This window comes from Pseudomonas sp. FSL L8-0168 (assembly GCF_037976155.1).
Classification (GTDB): Bacteria; Pseudomonadota; Gammaproteobacteria; order Pseudomonadales; family Pseudomonadaceae; genus Aquipseudomonas; species Aquipseudomonas paracarnis.
The window spans coordinates 1,990,067-2,010,833 of sequence record NZ_CP150262.1; the positions used below are offsets into that span (position 1 = coordinate 1,990,067).

Annotated in this window: 22 protein-coding genes; 10 read left to right on the plus strand and 12 right to left on the minus strand. The window is 60.3% G+C overall.

Annotated features, from left to right (window positions below):
* Window positions 1–51: 51 nt before the first annotated feature.
* Window positions 52–924, minus strand: a complete 873-nt coding sequence (locus MHH62_RS08550; RefSeq protein ID WP_020301049.1) for a LysR substrate-binding domain-containing protein — start codon at window positions 922–924, stop codon at window positions 52–54.
* 111 nt (window positions 925–1,035) lie between these two features.
* Here MHH62_RS08550 and MHH62_RS08555 point away from each other — a divergent pair, with 111 nt between their 5' ends.
* The 3 genes from MHH62_RS08555 to MHH62_RS08565 all read left to right on the plus strand — a co-directional run bounded on the left by MHH62_RS08555 (window position 1,036) and on the right by MHH62_RS08565 (window position 5,101).
* Entirely contained in the window at window positions 1,036–2,658 is a 1,623-nt protein-coding gene (locus tag MHH62_RS08555) for a 5-guanidino-2-oxopentanoate decarboxylase (RefSeq protein ID WP_020301048.1), read from the plus strand.
* A 182-nt stretch (window positions 2,659–2,840) separates the two neighbouring features.
* A complete protein-coding gene (locus tag MHH62_RS08560) occupies window positions 2,841–4,028 on the plus strand; it encodes a cyanate transporter (protein ID WP_339232823.1) in 1,188 nt (395 codons plus the stop codon).
* Window positions 4,029–4,165: 137 nt separating this feature from the next.
* Complete coding sequence (locus tag MHH62_RS08565; protein WP_339232824.1) at window positions 4,166–5,101, plus strand: LysR family transcriptional regulator; 936 nt, start codon at window positions 4,166–4,168, stop codon at window positions 5,099–5,101.
* A 20-nt stretch (window positions 5,102–5,121) separates the two neighbouring features.
* Here MHH62_RS08565 and MHH62_RS08570 read toward each other — a convergent pair whose 3' ends face one another.
* From MHH62_RS08570 to MHH62_RS08600, 7 genes are all read right to left on the minus strand, one after another.
* On the minus strand, window positions 5,122–5,484 hold the full coding sequence (locus MHH62_RS08570) for a 5-carboxymethyl-2-hydroxymuconate Delta-isomerase (RefSeq protein WP_014717463.1): 363 nt from the start codon (window positions 5,482–5,484) through the stop codon (window positions 5,122–5,124).
* 57 nt (window positions 5,485–5,541) lie between these two features.
* A complete protein-coding gene (locus MHH62_RS08575; RefSeq protein ID WP_014717462.1) occupies window positions 5,542–6,465 on the minus strand; it encodes a LysR substrate-binding domain-containing protein in 924 nt (307 codons plus the stop codon).
* Between the two features lie 260 nt (window positions 6,466–6,725).
* Window positions 6,726–8,072: an MFS transporter gene (locus MHH62_RS08580; protein WP_019818444.1), complete on the minus strand. Its 1,347-nt coding sequence runs from the start codon at window positions 8,070–8,072 to the stop codon at window positions 6,726–6,728.
* A gap of 79 nt (window positions 8,073–8,151) precedes the next feature.
* Window positions 8,152–9,084: a 3-keto-5-aminohexanoate cleavage protein gene (locus tag MHH62_RS08585; protein WP_019818448.1), complete on the minus strand. Its 933-nt coding sequence runs from the start codon at window positions 9,082–9,084 to the stop codon at window positions 8,152–8,154.
* Between the two features lie 67 nt (window positions 9,085–9,151).
* The gene (locus tag MHH62_RS08590) at window positions 9,152–9,940 is read right to left on the minus strand and encodes an SDR family oxidoreductase (protein ID WP_014717459.1); all 789 of its coding nucleotides are present in this window, start codon (window positions 9,938–9,940) and stop codon (window positions 9,152–9,154) included.
* Window positions 9,937–10,659, minus strand: a complete 723-nt coding sequence (locus MHH62_RS08595) for a GntR family transcriptional regulator (protein ID WP_014717458.1) — start codon at window positions 10,657–10,659, stop codon at window positions 9,937–9,939. The genes MHH62_RS08590 and MHH62_RS08595 overlap by 4 nt, the downstream gene beginning before the upstream one ends.
* A gap of 210 nt (window positions 10,660–10,869) precedes the next feature.
* Complete coding sequence (locus MHH62_RS08600) at window positions 10,870–11,016, minus strand: hypothetical protein (protein ID WP_014717457.1); 147 nt, start codon at window positions 11,014–11,016, stop codon at window positions 10,870–10,872.
* Window positions 11,017–11,213: 197 nt separating this feature from the next.
* On the opposite strand from MHH62_RS08600, the gene MHH62_RS08605 reads away from it, so the two are divergent.
* Together MHH62_RS08605 and MHH62_RS08610 are read left to right on the plus strand one after the other, a co-directional pair.
* Window positions 11,214–12,521, plus strand: a complete 1,308-nt coding sequence (locus MHH62_RS08605; protein WP_014717456.1) for an MFS transporter — start codon at window positions 11,214–11,216, stop codon at window positions 12,519–12,521.
* Window positions 12,518–13,276 (plus strand): substrate-binding domain-containing protein, encoded by a 759-nt coding sequence (locus MHH62_RS08610; protein WP_032903168.1) that lies wholly within the window; start codon window positions 12,518–12,520, stop codon window positions 13,274–13,276. Before MHH62_RS08605 ends, MHH62_RS08610 begins: the two co-directional genes overlap by 4 nt.
* Here MHH62_RS08610 and MHH62_RS08615 read toward each other — a convergent pair.
* Window positions 13,268–14,170, minus strand: coding sequence for a LysR family transcriptional regulator (locus MHH62_RS08615; RefSeq protein WP_020301045.1), 903 nt, complete (start codon window positions 14,168–14,170; stop codon window positions 13,268–13,270). The two genes, MHH62_RS08610 and MHH62_RS08615, sit on opposite strands and share 9 nt — an antisense overlap.
* 333 nt (window positions 14,171–14,503) lie before the next feature.
* Here MHH62_RS08615 and MHH62_RS08620 point away from each other — a divergent pair, with 333 nt between their 5' ends.
* Together MHH62_RS08620 and MHH62_RS08625 are read left to right on the plus strand one after the other, a co-directional pair.
* Window positions 14,504–14,785: a type II toxin-antitoxin system ParD family antitoxin gene (locus MHH62_RS08620; protein ID WP_032873569.1), complete on the plus strand. Its 282-nt coding sequence runs from the start codon at window positions 14,504–14,506 to the stop codon at window positions 14,783–14,785.
* The gene (locus tag MHH62_RS08625; protein WP_032903169.1) at window positions 14,782–15,135 is read left to right on the plus strand and encodes a type II toxin-antitoxin system RelE/ParE family toxin; all 354 of its coding nucleotides are present in this window, start codon (window positions 14,782–14,784) and stop codon (window positions 15,133–15,135) included. The genes MHH62_RS08620 and MHH62_RS08625 overlap by 4 nt, the downstream gene beginning before the upstream one ends.
* Before the next feature lie 18 nt (window positions 15,136–15,153).
* Here the strand turns inward: MHH62_RS08625 and MHH62_RS08630 are convergent, their stop codons facing one another.
* From MHH62_RS08630 to MHH62_RS08640, 3 genes are all read right to left on the minus strand, one after another.
* Complete coding sequence (locus tag MHH62_RS08630) at window positions 15,154–16,206, minus strand: histone deacetylase family protein (protein WP_339232826.1); 1,053 nt, start codon at window positions 16,204–16,206, stop codon at window positions 15,154–15,156.
* Between the two features lie 134 nt (window positions 16,207–16,340).
* Window positions 16,341–17,573, minus strand: coding sequence for a Zn-dependent hydrolase (locus MHH62_RS08635; RefSeq protein ID WP_020301041.1), 1,233 nt, complete (start codon window positions 17,571–17,573; stop codon window positions 16,341–16,343).
* Window positions 17,574–17,584: 11 nt separating this feature from the next.
* Entirely contained in the window at window positions 17,585–18,901 is a 1,317-nt protein-coding gene (locus MHH62_RS08640) for an MFS transporter (protein ID WP_032903170.1), read from the minus strand.
* A gap of 157 nt (window positions 18,902–19,058) precedes the next feature.
* On the opposite strand from MHH62_RS08640, the gene MHH62_RS08645 reads away from it, so the two are divergent.
* The 3 genes from MHH62_RS08645 (at window position 19,059) to nadS (ending at window position 20,711) form a co-directional block, all read left to right on the plus strand.
* Window positions 19,059–20,000: a LysR family transcriptional regulator gene (locus MHH62_RS08645; protein WP_014717448.1), complete on the plus strand. Its 942-nt coding sequence runs from the start codon at window positions 19,059–19,061 to the stop codon at window positions 19,998–20,000.
* Window positions 20,001–20,106: 106 nt separating this feature from the next.
* Window positions 20,107–20,421, plus strand: a complete 315-nt coding sequence (locus tag MHH62_RS08650) for a type II toxin-antitoxin system RelE/ParE family toxin (protein WP_032903171.1) — start codon at window positions 20,107–20,109, stop codon at window positions 20,419–20,421.
* A gap of 2 nt (window positions 20,422–20,423) precedes the next feature.
* On the plus strand, window positions 20,424–20,711 hold the full coding sequence (gene nadS, locus MHH62_RS08655) for a NadS family protein (RefSeq protein ID WP_014717446.1): 288 nt from the start codon (window positions 20,424–20,426) through the stop codon (window positions 20,709–20,711).
* The last annotated feature ends 56 nt before the right edge of the window (window positions 20,712–20,767 follow it).

Sequence of the window (20,767 nt, forward strand, 5' to 3'; positions counted from 1 at the left end):
CAAGCCAGCCACAGTTGGATCGCGGCGAGTCAGGTAGATAGGCGTAGGCTGTCATCCCACACTGGCCTCACTCACCAACCAATCCATCAGCGCGACCAACCCAACCGACGGTTCCTTCCCCGGCGGATACACCAGGAAATACCCCATCCCCGTCGACACCCGCAGTTCAAACGGCATCGCCAACCGCCCCGCCCTCAGATCCTCGCCAATCAACGCACTGTCGCCCATCGCCACCCCGGAGCCCTGGGACGCTACGGTCATTGCCAAGTCCAAGGTTTCGAAGTGGTGCCGTTGGATGGGGTCGCTCAAGCAGGCATTGGCAGCCTTGAGCCACAACGTCCAATCGCGCTCGTCTCGGGTCGGGTGCAACAGTACCTGATGCTGCAAATCCTGCGGCGTACGCAAACTGCCCAGCAACCCAGGCACGCAGACCGGCGTGAGACGCTCGTCGAACAGATGCCGCGCCTCGGCCGACTGCTCGGCGATGGGCCCGTAGATCACCGCCGCGTCAAACGGCTCACGACGAAAGTCGACGTTATAGGCCACCGTCGTGGTGAGCTCCACCGGCACATCCGGGCGTTCTTTTTGCCATTGCAGCAAGCGCGGCAACAACCAGCGCATCACGCAGGTGGACGCTTTGAGCTGCAAGGTGCGGCGCCGGTCACCGATGTGCTCCACCGCGTCAGCGAGCAAGCCAAACACCTGTTGCGCGCATGCCAGCCATTCGCGCCCCTCCTCCGTCAGGCTCAAGCCACGCGCCTGGCGCTGAAACAAGGCATAGCCCAACTGGCTTTCCAACCCGGCCACCTGTCGACTCACCGCGCCCTGGGTAATGTGCAGGTGTTCGGCGGCACGGGTGAAGTTGCAGCACTGGGCTGTGACCCAGAAGGTGTGCAACGCAGGTAACGGTGGGAGGCGTTTCATCGGGGCGCAGCCATGACGGGAGGACATGGCGAGTATGACTTTTTATCGATTGTTGCCGCCACCGGCCAACCGCTCCAATAGCGCTTCGACCCCATCACAAGAGCGACCTGTATGGCGACCTGCGGCGAAGTATTGGTGCACCTCCTGGAACGCTACGGCGTGGACCACGTATTCGGCATTCCCGGCGTACATACCGTGGAGCTGTACCGGGGCTTGGCGCGCTCCAGCATTCGACATGTCACCCCGCGCCACGAACAGGGCGCCGGCTTCATGGCCGACGGTTATGCGCGCACCTCTGGCAAGCCCGGCGTGTGCTTTATCATCACCGGCCCCGGCATGACCAATATCACCACGGCCATGGGCCAGGCCTATGCCGACTCGATCCCGATGCTGGTGATATCCAGCGTGCAGTCACGCAGCCAACTGGGCGGTGGGCGCGGCAAGTTGCATGAGCTGCCGAACCAGAGCGCGCTGGTGGCCGGGGTGGCGGCGTTCTCCCACACCTTGATGTCGGCGGCTGAACTGCCCGCCGTGCTGGCGCGGGCGTTTGCGTTGTTCCAGGCCGGTCGGCCGCGCCCGGTGCATATCGAGATCCCCCTGGATGTGTTGGTGGAAAATGCCGACGCGTTGCTGGGTAGCACGCCTGTCAGCGTCACCCGCGCTGGCGCGGCACCGGCGGCCGTGCAGCAGATGAGCCAGAGGCTGGCTGCGGCCAAGCGCCCGCTGATCCTGGCCGGTGGCGGCGCCATTGACGCAGCCGCCGAACTGACCCGCCTCGCAGAAGCCCTCGGCGCGCCCGTGGCCCTGACCATCAACGCCAAGGGTATGTTGCCGGCCGCGCACCCGCTGCTGATCGGCTCCACGCAAACACTGCCCGCCACCCGTGCCCTGGTGGCTGAGGCTGACGTGGTATTGGCGATCGGCACCGAGTTGGCAGAGACCGACTACGACGTCACCTTCGCCGGTGGTTTCAACATTCCCGGTGCGCTGTTGCGCATCGATATTGACCCGGACCAGACCGTACGCAACTACCCGCCCCAAGTGGCACTAGTGGCCGACGCACGCATCGCCGCCCAGGCCCTGCTCACCGAAATCAACCGCCAGCCGCTGACGCCGCGCACTACCGACTGGGGCACAGCACGCGTCGCCCGTTTATGGGCCGAGCTGGAACCTACGTGGGACGCTGCGACGCGCGTGCAAACCCGGTTTCTCAACGCCGTTCTGGAGGAACTGCCGGGCGTAGTGTTCGTGGGCGACTCCACTCAACCGGTGTACAGCGGCAACCTGACCCTGAACCTCGACCACCCACGCTGCTGGTTCAACGCCTCTACCGGTTACGGTACCCTGGGTTATGCCCTGCCCGCCGCCATGGGGGCCTGGCTCGGGCGCGGCGATGGCCAACCGGTGGTGTGCCTGATCGGCGACGGCGGTTTGCAATTCACCCTGCCGGAACTGGCCAGCGCGGTGGAGGCCCGTACACCGGTGATCGTGCTGTTGTGGAATAACCAGGGTTATGAAGAGATCAAGAAGTACATGGTCAACCGTGACATCGAGCCGGTGGGTGTGGACATCTACACGCCGGACTTTATCGGTGTGGCCAAGGCTCTGGGCTGCGCGGCACAAAGCGTCCATGGCATTGAAGGGTTGCGCACGGCTTTACGTGCCGCCGCTGATCGCCAGGGGCCCACATTGCTTGAAATCGACCAGGCGCGGTGGGAGTTGCCGAGTCTGTAATCCCGCTAAGTTGGGCCTGTGGCGAGGGAGCTTGCTCCCGTGACGGCCTGACAGCCGACGCCCAATGCGCTTTTACCTCACCACTTCGCATCCGCATTTTTTCAATAGCCCCTGCGACTTTCTGATTTGCCCCGCTACACACTCCATGGCCTGATTCGCCCTTGTGCATTCAAGGCAGGCCCATGGAAAACGTTCAGGCAAAATCCACCTGCGCACTATGGCTGATGATCAGCGTGGTGCTCGTAGCCCTCAATTTGCGTCCGTCGATGGCGGCCGTGGGGCCGTTATTGGCGTCGATTCGTGCGGATGTGCCGCTAAATTTCAGCAGCGCCGCCTTACTGACCATGTTGCCAGTCATGGCCATGGGCCTGGCGATGTTCTTTGGCATGGGCGTGGCCAAGCGCGTGGGCGAGCATCGCAGCATTGTGGTGTCGTTGCTGGTGATCGGGCTGGCGACTGTGTCGCGGTTGTTCCTGGATTCGGCACTGGAGCTGATCGCGAGTGCCATTGCGGCGGGTGTCGGCATTGCGCTGATCCAGGCGTTGATGCCGGCGCTGATCAAGTCGCGTTTCAGCGCCAATGTTTCGTTATTCATGGGCCTGTATGTCACCGCGATCATGGGCGGCGCGGCCCTGGCTGCTTCGTTCTCGCCGTTGGTGCAAACCCAGACCGGCAGCTGGCGTATCGGCCTGGCGATCTGGGCACTGCTGGCGTTGTTGGCCCTGGTGTTCTGGTATGCGCAGCGTTCGGCCCTGCCGCCCTTACCCCACGCCGGTTCGGGCCCCCAGGAGGCTTTTTTCAGCAATCGCCGCGCCTGGTTGCTGGCGATCTTTTTTGGCCTCGGCACCGCGTCCTACACCTGTGTGCTGGCATGGCTGGCGCCGTACTACGTCGAGCAGGGTTGGAGTGAACAAAATGCCGGTTTGCTGCTGGGTTTCTTGACTGCCATGGAAGTGATCTCCGGCCTGGTCACACCGGCCATCGCCAACCGCCGCCAGGATAAACGCGGCGTGGTGGCGGTGCTGCTGGTGCTGATCATCCTGGGTTTCTGCGGCCTAATCCTCAGCCCGCAACATTGGAGCCTGTTGTGGCCCTGCCTGCTAGGCCTGGGGATTGGCGGCCTGTTCCCGATGAGCCTGATCCTGTCCCTGGACCACCTCGACAACCCGCGCCGTGCCGGTGGCCTTACCGCGTTTGTGCAGGGCATCGGTTATCTGATCGCCGGCCTGTCGCCGCTGATCGCCGGCATGATCCGCGACCAGTTGGGCAGCTTCGAATGGGCCTGGTGGTCATTGATGGCAGTGAGCGGGCTGATGCTGCTGATCGTCATGCGTTTCAACCCGGCGCATTACGCACGCCATATCCGCTGACGTCGTATTAAAAACATTTTTTGTCCCACCCAAAACATTGAAAGGTCCTACAGTGCTTTCTATTGGCACGAGCGTTCCGTTAACATTTTGCTCAGTCTTGTACTGAGTTCGGTACAAAGGGTTTACGGACGAAACCGATGCTAAACAATAACTTGCTCAGAAAGCTCGATATGCAGGATTTGATGGTGTTTATCGCCGTCTACGACCAGAGCAGCGTTACCGAGGTGTCTGAAACGCTGTTCGTCAGCCAGTCCACCGTGAGCTATAGCCTGAAGAAGCTGCGCACCAGCTTTGAAGATGAGCTGTTTATCAACACCCGCGCAGGCATGCGTCCTACGTACAAGGCCACCACCATGTACGAGCATGTGCAGAAGATTCTGGAAAGCATCAACCTGTGCCATGCCGGTGGCCAGGCTTTTGATCCGACCCAACAGGCCGTGACCTTCAATGTGTGTGCGCCGGAATATTTCGAGCAGCTGATTCTGCCGCGCCTGTTGAAGCGTTTCGACCATGCCGACCTGCCGGTGATCGTCAACGTGCAGAAGCTGGAAACCGACATCCCCGCCGACGACCTGCGTGAGGGTCGCCTGGACCTGGTGATCTGTTTCGGCCCGCACTTTCACCGCGCTCACAAAGACTTCAAGACCCAGATGCTGTTGGAGGACGACTTGGTCTGCGTGTGCGACCAACGCTCAGCGCCGAGGGAACAGGCGTTCAGCCTGCAGTCCTTCGTTGAGCGGCGCCACGTATTCCCCACACCCTGGACCTCCGATACCAACATGATCGACGGCTGGCTTGCGCGCCAGGCGCGCAAGCGTCAGGTGATTGCACGGGCCAACAGCTACAGCGCGGCATTGAAGATGATTGCCGGCACCGACTTCATCGTCACCCTGCCCCGCCGCGTGCAAAAGTTACTGGCACCGGCGCCGGCATTCGGTGTTTGCGAAGCACCTAACGGTTTGCCGGGGTTCACCCTGGATATGCAGTGGAACGAAACCAGTGGGCAGGACAGCGCCAATACCTGGTTTCGGGAGCAAGTGGTGAAGGTGTGTGCGGATCAGGGCCTTTTGTAATTGGATGGCGATGGTGGAAGTCAGCCGATGGCGATTTTGCTGTAGGAATCGCGATCAATATCCAGCAGCTCGACACTCAGTTGTACCTGCACACCTTCGGGCCACGGGCCCAGGTCCTGAAGCACCGCCAGCAGGCTTTCTGATAGCTGCTTCTTGATCTGCGGTGAACGCCCGCTCAATAACGCCAGACGCACCGCGACAAAACCGCGCTCACCCAGGCCAGTGCCGACCCGAAATCGCTCGACCGCCACCGCACGGCTCTTGATGTCGAACTCGGCGCCGAACTGACCGGAGGCCACCAACGCATGGTTAAGGCGCAACAGGGCCTTGTCGATGTCCAGTTGCGTCAGGTTGGCGGTGTGTTCCAAGTGCAGGTGCGGCATGCTTTTCTCCGAGTTTTTTGTAGGAAGATGCCAAGCTATATACCACGGAAAAACACCTCAAGCCTTGGCCACCAGCCCTCTATCACTCATGAATGCCTCCAGCCGCGAGCGCATCCAGCGCTCCGCCGGGTCGGTGTCGACATGGCTGAGCCACACCATCGACAAATCCAGAGTCGGGGTTTCGAACGGGAACGGCTCGCAGAACAGGTTCCCGCTGGCAGCCATGGCCTGGGCGGTGTAATCGGGCAGGCTGGCGATCATGTCGGTGCCGGCAAGCAAGGCCGGCAACGAGCTGTATTGCGGCACCGAGAGCACTACATGGCGTTTGCGGCCCACCTCGGCCAGCCACTCATCGGCAAACCCGGCGACGTTGGCGGTGTGGGACACCAGCACATGGGGCCGTGCGCAATATTCGTCGAGGGTCAGCGGTGTGTCCGAGGCATCGGCGCGCAGCAGGCACGGGCGGATGTGCCGCAACAGCTTACGCTTGGCATTGGCCGGCAGCCCGCGGGTCTGGGTGATGCCGACGGTAATATCGCCGGAAGCCAACAGGTCCGGAATGCGCCAGTAATCCACATGCTGCACCACAAACACCACCTGCGGCGCCTCCTGGCGCAAGGCGCGCAGCAAGGGTGGCAGCAGGCCGAACTCCACGTCATCGGACAGGCCGATGCGGAAAGTCATGGTGCTGATGGACGGGTCGAAATCATGGGTCAGGCTCAGGGCCGAAGACAGCGAGTCCAGGGCTGGCGACAGGTGCTGGATGATCTCCTCGGCGCGCGCCGTAGGCTCCATGCGATGGCCGACACGAATAAACAGTGGGTCGTTGAACAGGGTACGCAGGCGGTTGAGGGCCGAGCTGATGGTCGGTTGGCCGAGAAACAGCTTCTCCGCCACCCGCGTCACATTGCGCTCGAGCATCAGTGCTTCGAAGACCACCATCAAGTTGATGTCGGCCTTGCGTAATTCATTGCGATTCATCGGCGCCTGCCCCTTTGCCCAAGACAAGCGGCAGTTTAGGAAGGCTGCGGGGCTGCGTCTATGTGCGCACTGTTCAATAAACGGGTTTGGGACTATAAATCAGGTCTTGAAGGTTGCAGGTACCCCCTTGTGCTGGTCATTTTCGCCTTAAGCGTCCTGCTCAGCGGGGCTTTGCTCTGGGCCATCAAATTCATTGTGCACCCCACCGCCAGGACACTGCTGCGCGCATTTGTCGGCTTGTGCCTGGCGGCGGTGCTGGTTTACCTGGTGCTGGCTTCCGGATTCCCCACTTCGTTGCTGGTGTGAGACGCTTCCTGGCCCTGGCGCAGGCGTAAAGCCGACAACGCAGCCACCACCAACACCACGGTAATGACTTTCAAGCCGTTCATGGCATTGCCCGTGCTCATCTCAATGGCGCCCATCACCGACGGCCCGACAAAGCCGCCCAACAACCCGCACGCATTCACAAACCCCAGCCCTCCCGCCAAGGCCACGCCTTTGAGGCGCGAGGCCGGGTAGAGAAACACGATCGACTGCACCACAAAAAACATCACTGCAGACAGGCAAAAACCCAACAGGCTGAACACCGGCCCCGACACCGACGCAATGCCCAGCCCCAATGCCATGGTCAGCAACCCAGTGACCAGCAGCCGGCGGCAACGCCCGGGCGTGGTCGCAAAACGCGGGATCAATACCGCACCCAGTGCCGCCGCGATCCACGGCAACGAGGTCAGCAGGCCGACACTCATGGTGCTCAACTCGCCGTATTTGCTGATGATGCTCGGCAAGAAAAAGATCACGGTGTAGAGGGTGATCTGATGGCAAAAATACACAAAGATCGCCAGCAGGATTTGCGGCGTCAGCCAGTTTTTCAACGCATGGCCGCCCGCCCCCGCACCTTCCTCGGTTTCCTGGGCGATACGCTGTTCAATACCGCGTGCTTCTTCGGCCGACAGCCACGGCGCCTTGCTCGGACGGTCCGGCAACTTGCGCCACACCACCCAGGCAAACGCCACGGCGGGCAGGCCTTCGAGTAGGAACATCCACTGCCAGCCGTGCCAGCCGAGCATACCGTCCATACGCATCAAAGCCGCGCCCACAGGGCCACCGATGATGTTGGCAAAGCACACGCCCAGCAGGAAATACCCGGTGGCGCGCGCCCGCTGTTCGCGGTTGAACCAGTAGGTCAGGTACAGCATGACACCGGGAAATAAACCGGCTTCGGCAATACCCAGCAGCAGGCGCAATACGTAGAACGACGTTTCGCCCTGCACAAACGCCATCGCCGCAGAGATCAGGCCCCAGGTCACCATGATGCGGGCGATCCAGAACCGCGCTCCAACCTTGTGCATGATCAGGTTGCTGGGGATTTCTGACAGTGCATAGGTCAGGAAAAACAGTCCGGCGCCCAACCCGTAGGCGGCGGCAGAAATACCCAGGTCGACGTCCAGGTGATGCTTGGCCAGGGCGATGTTGGTGCGATCCAGAAAGCTCAGAATGTAGGCAATGATCAACAGTGGCATCAACTTGGCAAACATCAGTCTGTTGAGGGCCTGCGGTTCACGGGGTGAACCGGTCTTGACGTGCTTGGGCACTTCGATACGCATGGTGTGATCCCCTTATTGTTGTTGTGCGGGAATGTCGGCCACGTCATGACGCGGCCTTTTTGTCGATAAATAAACGGGATCAGAAATTGACCTGGTCACGCCCCTTGAGCCCGAGGATTTCCCGCGCCTCATCGGGCGTGGCGACGCGGTGGCCGAGAGCCTCGATCACCGTGCGAATGCGCCGTACCTGGTCGGCATTCGAAGCCGCCAGCTTGCCCGGCCCGTCCCACAACGAATCCTCCAGGCCCACCCGTGCGTTGCTGCCCATGGACAGGCCCATGGTCGCCAGCGGGATCTGCCCACGCCCGGCACCGAGGATCGACCACACGTAGTCATCGCCAAACAGGCGGTCGGCAGTGCGCCGCATGTGCGCCAGGTCTTCCGGGTGCCCACCGATGCCGCCACGCAGACCAAACACCGACTGGATAAACAGTGGTGGTTTGAGCAGGCCGCGTTCCAGGAAATGCGCGGCGGTGTAGAGGTGGCCGATGTCGTAGCACTCGATTTCAAAGCGGGTGCGGTTATCGGCACAGGCATTAAGGATGTGGGCAATGTCGCGGAAGGTGTTGCGAAAGATCCGGTCGTCGCTCTCTTCCAGATACGGGCGTTCCCAATCGTGCTGGAACTCGGTAAAGCGGTTGAGCATTTCGTACAGCCCGAAATTCATCGACCCCATGTTCAACGAGGCCAATTCCGGCTTGAACTGCATCACCGGTTGCAGGCGCTCCTCCACGCCCATAGTCGGCGCGCCGCCGGTGGTGATGTTGATCACCACGTCACTGGCCGCCTTGATCTGCGGCAAAAATTCGGCGAACAGCGCCGGGTCCTGGCTAGGGCGCCCATCAATCGGGTCACGGGCATGCAAGTGCACAATGGCCGCGCCAGCTTGGGCGGCGCCGATGGCTGCGTCGGCGATTTGCTGCGCGGTGATGGGCAAATGCGGTGACATCGACGGCGTATGAATGGCGCCGGTAACAGCACAGGTAATGATGACAGGGCGATTTTTGGGCATGACGATTCTCCGACTTTTATTCTTATGAAAAAAATCCTGGGTGCAGCGCGATATGTGCTTGCGTGGCTTACAGGTACTCGACGTTACCGTCGACGCTGATCGCCTGGCCGGTCACGTTGCGTGCGGCGGGCGAACAGAGGAACAAGGCCATGGCAGCCACGTCTTCGGCGGTGACCATGCGCTTGAGGGAGATCTTGTTGAGGTATTCCTGGCGCATCTGAGCTTCGGGCACGCCGAGTTGCTCAGCGCGGGCGCGGATCACACCGTCCATGCGCGGGCCTTCGACAATGCCGGGCAGCAAGGCGTTGACGCGGATGTCGCTCTCGCCCAACTCCGACGCCAAGGATTTCATCAGGCCGACAATGGCCCATTTGGTCGCCGCATAGGGCGTACGCCACGCGTAGCCTAGCCGCCCCGCCACCGAGGCGATATGCAGCAAATGGCCGTGGGACGATTCCTTGAGCAGCGGTACTGCGTGGTGGGCAAAGCGGTATTGGGCCGTGAGATTGATGTTGATGGTGGCTTGCCACTCGGCGTCGCTGATGGTGTCGATACCTCCCGTAGGCCCCGCAATTCCGGCATTGTTGACCAACACGTCCAAACCGCCGAACTGCTCGCGCTGCACCTTGAATACCGCCTCGACCTGCGCGGCATCGCTGACATCGGCGCGGGTCGCGACGCTGCCAGGGTATTTATCCCGAAACGCCGCCAGCGCCGGCTCGCTCACATCACACACATGCACTTGGGCGCCGGCTTCCATATAGGCCGCGGCCAACACTTCACCAATGCCGGCAGCCCCGCCGGAAATCAACACACGTAACCCAGGATAAGGCTGTAGCCGTTGTAGGACACTCATGCACGTTTACCTCCTGATACAGACGACCGCGCACGGTCGTTTTTGACGAGCAAGCGCGCCAGGGAATCGGCGGCCTGCATGATGTCGTCGGTCACCGCTGCCCGCGCGCCGGCGCCATCGCGGGCAGCCAGGGCTTCAACGATGCGCGTATGCGCTTCCATCGAACGTTGCAGGTGGGCTTTATCGGGGGCGACCAGGGCAAAACACGGCCCCATGTGCAGCCAGAAATTCTCCACCGCTGCCATGGTCAATTCGGCCTGGGCCACTGCATAAATGCGACGGTGAAAGGCGAAGTTGGTCCACAAGTAGCGGGATACGTCGACCTCATCGGCGGCGTGTTGCATCTGGTTGCACAGATCGGTGATTTCGTCGAGGTCGTGTTTTTGCAGGAGCAGCACGGCTTTTTCCGCCAGCAAGCCTTCAAGGGCTACCCGCGTGTCGCGAATTTCACGCAAGCGTTCGGCGGTCATCAAACGCACTCGCAGGCGGGAAGTTTCGGTGACTTCAAAGGCGTTTTCGGCGCTCAGGCGTTGCAACGCTTCACGTACCGGCATGGGGCTGGAGCCGAGCGCTTCGGCGAGGCCACGGATGGTGAGTTTCTGGCCAGGCTGGAAACGGCCACTCATCAGCGCTTCGCGGATCTGGCGGTAGACCTGGTCTTGCAGGGTATCGCGGGACACCTGACGCAAGGTGGGCAGGAGGAGCGGACCATCGGTCATGAGGCAAAACCTGTGTTGTGGTTGTTATGGCCTCAATATGTGATCACAAATCAAATATGTCAAATGATTTCCCGCCAATGAGCGTGAGCACATAGACATGTGGGAGCGGGCCTGGCCGCGATGCAGTGGGTCAGTCACACATTGGTTGACTGACACACCGCCATCGCGGGCAAGCCCGCTCCCACAATTTGACCGCGTTTGACCTGTTACTCAGGGTTTGAGCGGACGCTCCTGGTCACGCTCGGAAAGCTCGGTGCCGTCGTCCGGATGCTTCCAGGTTTGCGGCTTTTCTTCTTCAGGCTTCTGCCGATGCTCTTCACGCTCCGGCTCGTGGTGCTGCTTCTGTTCGTTCCCCATAAAGGTCTGCGCCCATAAGAATTGGATACAGCTTCAAGCATAGAACACAACAGGCTGTTTTGAAGCCGGCCCAGATTGATAGCAAATACGCATCAATTCATCCAAATTAGTCACTTATCATTTCTAAATGTGTCAGCCACTATCCCAAGTCTTAAGCGAAACAAGCACTTTAAAAAGAACGCTGGAGACACAAAACCATGACGACCCCTTCCCGGCCTGCGGCTGCCCCCTCCAAAGTAGGCGCTGTATTGCGCGTTACTTCGGGCAACTTCCTCGAACAGTTCGACTTCTTTCTGTTCGGTTTCTATGCCACCTATATCGCTGCCGCGTTCTTCCCGGCCGCTAATGAGTTTGCGTCATTAATGATGACCTTCGCCGTGTTCGGCGCTGGCTTCCTGATGCGTCCATTGGGCGCGATCATTCTGGGTGCCTACATCGACGACGTGGGCCGTCGCAAAGGCTTGATCGTGACCTTGTCGATCATGGCCAGCGGTACGCTGCTGATCGTACTGGTGCCCAGTTATCAGACCATCGGCCTATGGGCACCGTTTCTGGTGCTGTTGGGGCGCCTCCTGCAAGGCTTCTCGGCCGGCGCGGAGCTGGGTGGCGTGTCGGTGTACCTGTCCGAAATGGCTACGCCGGGCCGTAAAGGCTTCTACACCAGCTGGCAGTCGGGCAGCCAACAGATCTCCATCGTCGTCGCCGCGGCCCTGGGTTATGGCCTGAACGTGTGGATGGAACCTGCGGTGGTGGCCGATTGGGGCTGGCGTATTCCGTTTGCCGTCGGTTGCGTGATCATTCCGTTTATCTTCGTGTTGCGTCGCAACCTGCAGGAAACCGAAGAGTTCGCCAACCGCAAGCATCGCCCGACCATGCGTGAAGTGATGGCGACCCTGGTGAAGAACTGGACCGTGGTCATCGGCGGCATGCTGATGGTGGCCATGACCACCACCGCGTTCTACCTGATCACTGTGTACGCACCGACCTTCGGCAAAACCGTGTTGCACCTGAGCACCTCGGACGCCCTGCTGGTGACCTTGCTGGTCGCGATTTCGAACTTCTTCTGGCTGCCAATCGGCGGCACGTTAAGCGACCGCTTCGGCCGCAAACCGGTGCTGATTGCCATGACAGTGCTGACTGTCCTTACGGCTTATCCGGCATTGTCCTACGTGGTCAACGCACCAAGCTTTGCGCACATGCTGGAAACCCTGCTGTGGTTCTCGTTCCTGTATGGCATGTATAACGGCGCGATGATCCCGGCGTTGACTGAAATCATGCCGGTGGAAGTGCGTGTGGCGGGTTTTTCCCTGGCCTACAGCCTGGCGACAGCAGTGTTCGGTGGCTTTACCCCGGCGATCTCCACCTGGTTCATTCACATCACTGAAGACAAGGCTTCACCTGCGTATTGGATGATCTTTGCCGCGCTGTGTGCATTGTGTTCGACCCTGGCGTTGTATCGCCGCGCCAATACCCGTGGCCAAGTCCTGCAGGAGGCCGCGCAATGAAGCCGCTGTTCAAGACCCTCACCGCTGTCGTCCTCGGCACCCTGGCGCTGGCCGCCCAGGCTGAGCAACTCAAAGTCATGACCTCGGGCGGCTTCACCGCCGCGTATAAGTTGCTCGGCCCGCAATACGCCAAGCAAAGTGGTGACACCCTCGAGACCATTCTTGGCCCGTCCATGGGCAAGGCGCCGGAAGCGATTCCCAACCGCCTGGCCCGTGGCGAGCACGCCGATGTGGTGATCATGGTCGGCTATGCCCTGGACGAATTGATCAAACAAGGCAAAGTCGACCCCGCCTCCCGCGTGGAATTGGCGGACTCGCGGATCGGCCTGGTGGTGAAGGAAGGTGCGGCCAAACCTTCGATCAATACCGACGCCGAGCTCAAGGCTGTGCTGAGCCAAGCCAAGTCGGTGGCCTATTCGGATAGCGCCAGCGGCGTGTATGTCGAGAAGCAATTGTTCAAGAAACTCGGCATGCCGGCCAAGGGCACCATGATCGAACGCGTGCCGGTGGGCGAGCAGGTGGCCAAGGGCGATTACGAGGTCGGCTTGCAACAAGTGGCGGAGCTGTTGCCAGTCAAGGGTGTAACGTTTGTGGGCAAGATCCCGGAAGACGTGCAGTCGGTGACGCGCTTTGCCGCGGGCATTCCGGTGAACGCCGAACACCCGGAGCAGGCCAAGGCGCTGTTGCAGTTCATGGCATCGCCCGAGGCCCAGCCAGAGGTGCAATCCACCGGCCTGGACTCGGTGTCACGCTGACCGGAACGGCATCTCCCGCACCAACCGCTCCAACTCCAGCGCCGCCGGTGGCAATGTCCGCCCGCGGCGCTTGATCAAGCCCACATTGCGCAGCACCTGGGGCTCCACCAGCGGCACACTGACCAGAATCGGGTGAGTGTGCGCCGGCATCGCAATCGACGGCACCATCGCTACGCCCAACCCTGCCTCCACCAGCCCGATCATCGTGGTCACGTGGTGCGTCTCGCAGATACTCGGCTTTTTCACTCGCACCCCTCGCAGGGCCTGGTCGAGCAGGAAGCGGTTGCCCGACGTCTTATCCACCTCGATGTAGTCATGCTCATAGGCCTCGGTCCAGCTCACGCTGTCACGCTCAGCCAACGGGTGGTCACGCCGACAGGCCAACACATAGCGCTCCTGCAACAGCAACTCGAATTCCACCTCATCGGCCAGGCTGCCGCTGAAACTCACACCAAAGTCCGCCTCGCCGCTGGCCACCGCATTGCACACCTCGCCGGCACTGGCATCCAACACCCGCAGGCGAATCTTCGGGTACAGCTTATGGAATTCGGAGATCACGTGGGGCATGAAGTAGTACGCGGTAGACGGCACGCAGGCGATGGTGACGTTGCCCATGCGTGTGGACGCGACGTTGCTGATGCCCATCAAGGCGATGTCCAGATCATCGAGCATTCGCTCCACCTGGGGCAAAAACGCACGCCCGACCATGGTCAGGCTGACCCGCCGCGTGGTGCGTTCGAACAGCTTTACATCCAGCGCGGATTCGAGCTTTTCGATACGCCGGCTGAGGGCCGGTTGCGAGATACGGATGGCCTCGGCAGCGCCACGAAAACTGCCCTTGTCCACCACGGCGCGGAAGGCTTGGAGGTCGTTGAGGTCGAAGTTGATGATCACGGGAGGCTGGCCAAAGGTGGTCGAGGTGACAAGCATTATCGTATGGGAGCCGGTGGGACGCCATGTATGCCGAGACGGTTTGCCGAGATCATCCTGTTACACATATGAAGTCATACATATCAGCAAGTTATCGGCCGCCTGCGGCCACGCGATCGCCAAAACGGGTCAATACTTGGGGCCTGACCTACACAACTGGAGACGTAGCAACTCATGGAAACCTACCCCTTCTGGATGGACGACGAGTCGCCGGGCATCGGCATCGATCAGTTGCTTCTTGCATCGCGCCAATGGTCGAGTAGGATTGAATCCTACTCAACCCTGGCGGATAACCCCATGCGCTCAACCCAGCAAATGAGCATCACCTTGCCCCTTGAAATGGCTGCCATGGTCAAAGCCAAGGTGGCTGCTGGCGAATATGCCAGCGAAAGTGAAGTGATTCGCGATGGCCTGCGGGCGTTGCTGGCGCGTGATCGTGCCATGGAAGATTGGCTCAGAGACGAAGTCATCCCAGCAGCGACCGCCCTTGAGGCGAAGCCTGAGCTTGGGTTATCGCCAGAACAGGTCCGCGAACATATGGCCGCCAGACGACGGGGCAAAGGCACAGGGCAAGCGTGAGCTACTCGGTAGTTTTTTCGCCCGAGGTCTTGGCGCAGCTCTATGCCCTCGAAGACTACATCAGCGATGTGGGCTCCCCTCTTGTAGCGGTGCGTTTTATCGACAATCTTGTCAGCTACTGCGAAAGCCTTGCCCTGTTTCCCTTGCGCGGCATGCACCGTGACAACCTGCTGAAAGACTTGCGCATCACTCACTATCGTCGCAGCACCATTATTGCGTTCAGGGTGAAGCCTGACTTCAAAACGGTATCGATAGTGGGGGTGTTTTACGGCGGGCAAGACTACACGGCGTTGTTGCATGCAGATGAGAACGAACACCCGACAAGGGCTGAAAAGCCTGCTGAAAACTGATCAGCAGGCTTTTAGCGTTCAATCACCCTTTAGCGAAGAGCCTGATAGCGCGTTCCACGCCGTTGGTGCACCGAAAAACGCCTGGGCATTACTGTCCAACGTTTCCAAGTGATACCCGCCTTCCTGCACGATCACGCAGGGTAACCCCAGCGCGCGGATGCGGGCTCCCAACCGCGCAAAGCCTTCCCGCGTCACCGCGACTTTGCTTTGTGGGTCCAGCTCGTAGATATCGAAGCCCAGTGACAACACCAGCACATCCGCCGAAAAGTCCTTCACCGCTGCCAGGGCCTGCTCCAGCTTTTCGAAGAACACCGCTTCGCTGGCACCATGGGGCATCGGCAGGTTGAGGTTATACCCCTCGCCGGCGCCACCGCCTTTTTCCTCGGCAAAGCCTGCCACGCCAGGATAGAAGTTGGTCGGGTCGCCGTGGATCGACACATACAGCACGTCGTCGCGGTCGTAGAAAATTTCCTGGATGCCTTGGCCGTGATGCATATCGGCATCGAGCACGGCGACACGCTGGAAACCTTGGCGCAGTGCTTGCGCAGCCACGGCCGCATTGTTGATGTAACAGAAGCCACCGGCCGCGTCGAAGCGGGCGTGATGGCCCGGGGGCCGGCACAAGGCGTAGGCGGCAGGGGCGCCATCGAGGATGTCTCCCGCTGCGGCGATGGCGCTTTGGGCTGACCAATAAGCCGAGCGCCAAGTCAACTCACCGATGGGGCAACTGCCATCGGCCAGGTAGCGTGCCGCCTGGGCCAGGATGCCGCGCAAGGCATTGGGTTCACGCACGAAGATGTTGGACATGACTTCGTCGCCCCAGTCTTCGGGGATTTCTTTCCAGCGCTGGTGAGCTTCTTGAAGAAAAGCCAGGTAGTCGCCGCCGTGCACGGCGAGCAACGGATCCAGACCGTAGTCGGCCGGTTGCTGGATATCGAAGCCCAGGGTTTGCGCAGCCAGCAACAGGTTGCGCGCGCGCTCGGGAACCTCCTGGGGCGTGCGCATCTGGCCGCGGGAGTAGTAACTACGTGGGTGATGCAGGAGTTGTTCGGGGTGAAAAAACGTCTTCATGAGTTGCTCCTGGATAAACACAGAACCTGTGGGAGCTGGCTTGCCTGCGATAGCGGTGAATCAGGCAGTACATTGTTCTCTGACAGTCCGCTATCGCAGGCAAGCCAGCTCCCACAGGGGTGCGGCGTCGGCCTTTAGAAATGAACATGCCCGGCGCGTTTCAAGACGGCGTTAAGCAATACATCGGTGCCCTGGCGCACATCGTCGGGCAAGACATCTTCGGCTTCGTTGTGGCTGAGGCCGCCAACGCAGGGGATGAAGATCATGGCGGTGGGACAATAGCGCGCCAGGTGAATCGCATCGTGGCCGGCACCGCTGACGATGGTCTGCTGGCTGTAGCCCAAGCCGTCCACCGCAGCCTGCACGCAAGCCACGCATTCGGCGTCGAACGGCGTGGCCGGGCTGATCCAGTGAGGCGTGATGGTGACGCTCAGGCCACGGTGGTCAGCGATAGCCTGCAGGCGTGCACGCACTTGCTGCTCCATGGCGTCGATGTCGGCGTCGCGGTGATGGCGCAGGTCGACGGTAAAATTGAGCAAGCCAGGAATGGTGTTGCGCGACGACTTGGCGATGCTCAGTTCACCCACAGTGGTGAGACCCTGCGGGGCAAAATCGGCAGCGAGGTTTTCCAGGGCCTGGATCATTTTCGCCGCGCCGTACAGCGCATCTTTGCGCAACGGCATCGGCGTGGTGCCAGCGTGCGCGGCCATGCCTTCGACCCGCACATCGAGCCAGCGAATCGCTTGACCACCGGTGACTACGCCGATGCTGTTGGCGTTGTCTTCCAGGATCGGGCCTTGCTCGATATGCGCCTCGAAATACGCATCTACTGCGCCACCCAACGGGCGCTCACCGTTGTAGCCGGTGGTGCGCAACGCCTCGTTCACGCTGATACCGTCTACATCGGCGGTTGCCAGTGCCTTGTCCAGGGCGAGCGTGCCGGTGAACACCGCCGAGCCCAGCATGGCCGGGGTGAAACGGGCGCCCTCCTCGTTGGTCCACACTGCAATTTCCAATGGCTTGCGTGTCTGGATGCCGTGGTCGTCAAGGCTGCGGATCACCTCCAGGCCAGCCAACACGCCGTACACCCCATCGAAGCGTCCACCTTCGGGCTGGGTATCCAGGTGGCTGCCCATCATCACAGGGGCTGCGTCCTTATCGGTGCCGCCGCGGCGGGCGAACAGGTTGCCAATAGCGTCCACGCTCAACGTCAGGCCAGCGGCTGTACACCAGTGGCTGAACAGCTCACGACCGGCCTTGTCTTCAGCGCTCAATGCCAGACGGCAGCTGCCACCGCGTGCCGTCGCGCCGATCTCGGCCATGTCCATCAGGCTATGCCACAGGCGCTCGCCATTAATCTTCAACATTACTGACTCCCTCAACTGTGTGCCATTTCCAGACGGTGAGCCGTGGCGTGGCGGCGGGACAAGGCCAGCACGCACACCAACGAGACCGCCGCGATCACGCTGTAAAACACTGCCATCGGCCACCATTGGCCAAGGTATTGATGAGCCAGCCAGGTGCCGATCAGCGGCGTCAAACCACCGGCCAACGCGCCGCATACCTGGTAGGCGAGGGAAATCGCGGTGTAGCGCACACGGGTTTCAAACAGGCCGCTGACAAAACCTGCGATGACGGCGTAGAACGACGCCATGCACACCACCGCCAAGGCAATGCCGAGGATGATCAAGGGCGCCTGGCCGCTGCTGACCAAGACGAACATCGGATACGGCGAAGCCATTGCCAGTACACACATGGCGCACAGGAACCGCGTAGCGCCGACCTTCTCCGCCACCCAGGCGGCCAATGGCTGAACGCAGAACTGGATAATGGCAACGAAGAACAGGCATTCCAGGATCAGCGATCGCGGTAGGTCCAATTGCTGAGTGCTGTAGGCAATCATGAAGGTGTTAGTGAAATACACGCCGGCAATCCCCAACGTATTGGCGCCAATGCACAGCAATAGCGGGCGCCAAGCGGTCTTCAGCACTTCGAGGACGGGGGCTTGGTCCTTTTTAATAGCACGGGCCTTTTCCGCCAGGGCCTTGTCTTCAAGGAACTCCGGCGACTCGTTCACACCCAGGCGAATCGCCAGGCCGACCACTAGCAGTAAGGCGCTGGCCAGGAACGGCAGGCGCCAGCCCCAACTGAGCAGGTCTTCTTCCGGCAGACGAGTGACGGCGCTGAACGCCAGCAAGGACAGAATCAAACCGGCCGGGCTGCCCAACTGCGCGAAAGATGCAAAGAAGTTACGTCGCCCCTTTGGCGCATGTTCCCCGGCCATCAACACCGCCCCACCCCACTCGCCGCCGACCGCAATGCCCTGCACCACTCGCAACAGTATCAGCAGCACTGGCGCGGCAGCGCCGATCTGCGCATAGGTCGGTAACAGGCCGATGCACACCGTCACCACGCCCATCATCACGAGGGTAATCACCAGGGACTTCTTGCGCCCGATGCGGTCGCCGATATGGCCAAACACGATGCCGCCCAACGGCCGTGCGAAAAAGCCCACGGCGAAGGTGCCGAAGGCGGCCATGGTGCTGAACAGTCTATCGTCGGAAGGGAAGAACAGCTGACCGAACACCAGCGCGGCGGCGGTGGCATAGATGTAAAAGTCGTACCACTCGATCATGGTGCCGATAAAGGCGGCGGCCGCGGCACGGCGAGGCTGCGGCGAAGCGGAAGGCTTCATGGGGCTGGCTCCTTTGGTTATTTTTTTGGCAGGAGAAGATCAAACCAGTGCGCTCTGGTGGCGCTCGTTAAGCCCGATTTTTCGGCCTGGGGCTATGATTAGTCAATTTTCTATTTATTATCTTAATTATAAAAACTGCTTATTATCGAGCGATGCCATGCCCGAATCCCGCCGCGATATTCACCCCCTGCTCAACGACCGCCTGGACTGGAACCTGCTGCGCACCTTCCGCGTGATCGGCCAGGAACTGAGCATCAGCCGCGCTGCTGCCCGCCTGCATCTGACGCAACCGGCGATCAGCCAGGCGCTCAAGCGCCTGGAAGAACAGCTGGATTGCCAGCTCATCCTGCGCCGTGGCCCGCGCTTCGTACTCACCGAGGCGGGTGAACAGATCTTCGCCATTGCCGGGGAGATGTACGGCCAGGTTTCGCAGATGAGCAACGCCCTGCAAAAGCCGGGTGATGAAGTGATCGGCAAAGTGCGCTTGCTGATGATCAGCCGGATTAATTCCGACACTTTCGATGACTTTCTCGCAGGCTTTCATCGCGAGCACCCACGGGTAGACCTGGAGGTCGAAGTGATGCGCAGCTCCGACATTGTTGCCGCGCTGCTGGAAAAAACCGCGACCCTGGGGCTCAGCCTCAACCGCCGGCCACAACCGCGCCTGGAACAGCATCTGTTTCTGCGTCAGCGTTATGCGTTTTTTTGTGGGAAACACCACCCATTGTTCGGACGCACAGGGTTGGTCGAAGGGGATCTGCAATCGGAAAATTTCGTGAGCTTTACCAGCGACCAGATTGGCGGGATGCTCTCGCCGCTGACTATTTTCCGTGATCAGCAAGGGTTCGGCGGGCGGATTGTGGCGTCGTCATCCAGCCTGGAAGAAGTGCGGCGCCTGGTGATTGCCGGGTATGGCCTGGGATGCCTGCCGGTGCATGTAGTGGCCGAAGATGTGCAGAACGGGCTGCTCTGGCGGCTGCCGCCGGATGAGGGCATTGCGGATGTGGATATTCACGTGCTTTGGAACCGGGAGCAGAAGATGAGTCGGGCGGAGGGGGTGTTTATTGAGTGCCTTTTGGAGCGGTTGGCCAGAACATAATTGGCCGCATCCGAGTGCGCCAAAAAGCAGTTACAACTCACCGGATGCGCACCGAAGCGCGCACGGCTAGGATTGCAGCGAACTAAGCCAATGGCGTACATTAGCGATGATTTTCATTGAGACATCGGTCTTCACACGTCGCGTTAAAGAATTGATCGACGAAGATGCCTACACGGCCTTTCAGAACGTGCTTGTAGTGAATCCCGCTGCAGGCGATGTGATTGAGGGTACGGGCGGTATCCGCAAAATACGAGTAGCAGCCAAGAGCCATGGTAAACGAGGCGGGGCACGTGTGATCTATTACCACTTCGCCTCGGCATCACAGATTGTTTTACTGATGATCTATCCCAAAAATGAACAGCAGGACTTGAGCGCCGACGAACGCAAGTCACTGAAGGCTGCGATTGAGCACTGGAGATAGCTATGAGCCGACTTTTTGATGAATTGATGGAAAGCGTTCAAGAGATGAACGAGATCCTGCGCGGAGAACGGGAGCCATCCCGTGAATTTCATGTCGACTCAATGCGAGTTAAAGAGATCCGTAAGGCAACAGGGCTGACCCAGGCTAAATTCGCAGCGCTGATTGACGTTCAGCTCGGTACGTTGCGCAACTGGGAGCAGGGTCGTCGCGAACCTACTGGGCCGGCAAAGGCGTTGTTGAAAGCTATCCATAACGACCCGGTACATGTACTGAACGCGCTGGCTAGCTAAAATAAAACTCCCCCCCTGCACCTTAAACATCGTCATAACCGGAAAAGCTCGGAGCT

What these genes read in the sequence shown, in the direction of transcription:
- MHH62_RS08550 (WP_020301049.1), bottom strand. Translation starts at nt 924, where the DNA reads ATGAAACGCCTCCCACCGTTACCTGCGTTGCACACCTTCTGGGTCACA.
- MHH62_RS08555 (WP_020301048.1), top strand. Translation starts at nt 1,036, where the DNA reads ATGGCGACCTGCGGCGAAGTATTGGTGCACCTCCTGGAACGCTACGGC.
- MHH62_RS08560 (WP_339232823.1), top strand. Translation starts at nt 2,841, where the DNA reads ATGGAAAACGTTCAGGCAAAATCCACCTGCGCACTATGGCTGATGATC.
- MHH62_RS08565 (WP_339232824.1), top strand. Translation starts at nt 4,166, where the DNA reads ATGCTAAACAATAACTTGCTCAGAAAGCTCGATATGCAGGATTTGATG.
- MHH62_RS08570 (WP_014717463.1), bottom strand. Translation starts at nt 5,484, where the DNA reads ATGCCGCACCTGCACTTGGAACACACCGCCAACCTGACGCAACTGGAC.
- MHH62_RS08575 (WP_014717462.1), bottom strand. Translation starts at nt 6,465, where the DNA reads ATGAATCGCAATGAATTACGCAAGGCCGACATCAACTTGATGGTGGTC.
- MHH62_RS08580 (WP_019818444.1), bottom strand. Translation starts at nt 8,072, where the DNA reads ATGCGTATCGAAGTGCCCAAGCACGTCAAGACCGGTTCACCCCGTGAA.
- MHH62_RS08585 (WP_019818448.1), bottom strand. Translation starts at nt 9,084, where the DNA reads ATGCCCAAAAATCGCCCTGTCATCATTACCTGTGCTGTTACCGGCGCC.
- MHH62_RS08590 (WP_014717459.1), bottom strand. Translation starts at nt 9,940, where the DNA reads ATGAGTGTCCTACAACGGCTACAGCCTTATCCTGGGTTACGTGTGTTG.
- MHH62_RS08595 (WP_014717458.1), bottom strand. Translation starts at nt 10,659, where the DNA reads ATGACCGATGGTCCGCTCCTCCTGCCCACCTTGCGTCAGGTGTCCCGC.
- MHH62_RS08600 (WP_014717457.1), bottom strand. Translation starts at nt 11,016, where the DNA reads ATGGGGAACGAACAGAAGCAGCACCACGAGCCGGAGCGTGAAGAGCAT.
- MHH62_RS08605 (WP_014717456.1), top strand. Translation starts at nt 11,214, where the DNA reads ATGACGACCCCTTCCCGGCCTGCGGCTGCCCCCTCCAAAGTAGGCGCT.
- MHH62_RS08610 (WP_032903168.1), top strand. Translation starts at nt 12,518, where the DNA reads ATGAAGCCGCTGTTCAAGACCCTCACCGCTGTCGTCCTCGGCACCCTG.
- MHH62_RS08620 (WP_032873569.1), top strand. Translation starts at nt 14,504, where the DNA reads ATGCGCTCAACCCAGCAAATGAGCATCACCTTGCCCCTTGAAATGGCT.
- MHH62_RS08630 (WP_339232826.1), bottom strand. Translation starts at nt 16,206, where the DNA reads ATGAAGACGTTTTTTCACCCCGAACAACTCCTGCATCACCCACGTAGT.
- MHH62_RS08635 (WP_020301041.1), bottom strand. Translation starts at nt 17,573, where the DNA reads ATGTTGAAGATTAATGGCGAGCGCCTGTGGCATAGCCTGATGGACATG.
- MHH62_RS08640 (WP_032903170.1), bottom strand. Translation starts at nt 18,901, where the DNA reads ATGAAGCCTTCCGCTTCGCCGCAGCCTCGCCGTGCCGCGGCCGCCGCC.
- MHH62_RS08645 (WP_014717448.1), top strand. Translation starts at nt 19,059, where the DNA reads ATGCCCGAATCCCGCCGCGATATTCACCCCCTGCTCAACGACCGCCTG.
- MHH62_RS08650 (WP_032903171.1), top strand. Translation starts at nt 20,107, where the DNA reads ATGATTTTCATTGAGACATCGGTCTTCACACGTCGCGTTAAAGAATTG.
- nadS (WP_014717446.1), top strand. Translation starts at nt 20,424, where the DNA reads ATGAGCCGACTTTTTGATGAATTGATGGAAAGCGTTCAAGAGATGAAC.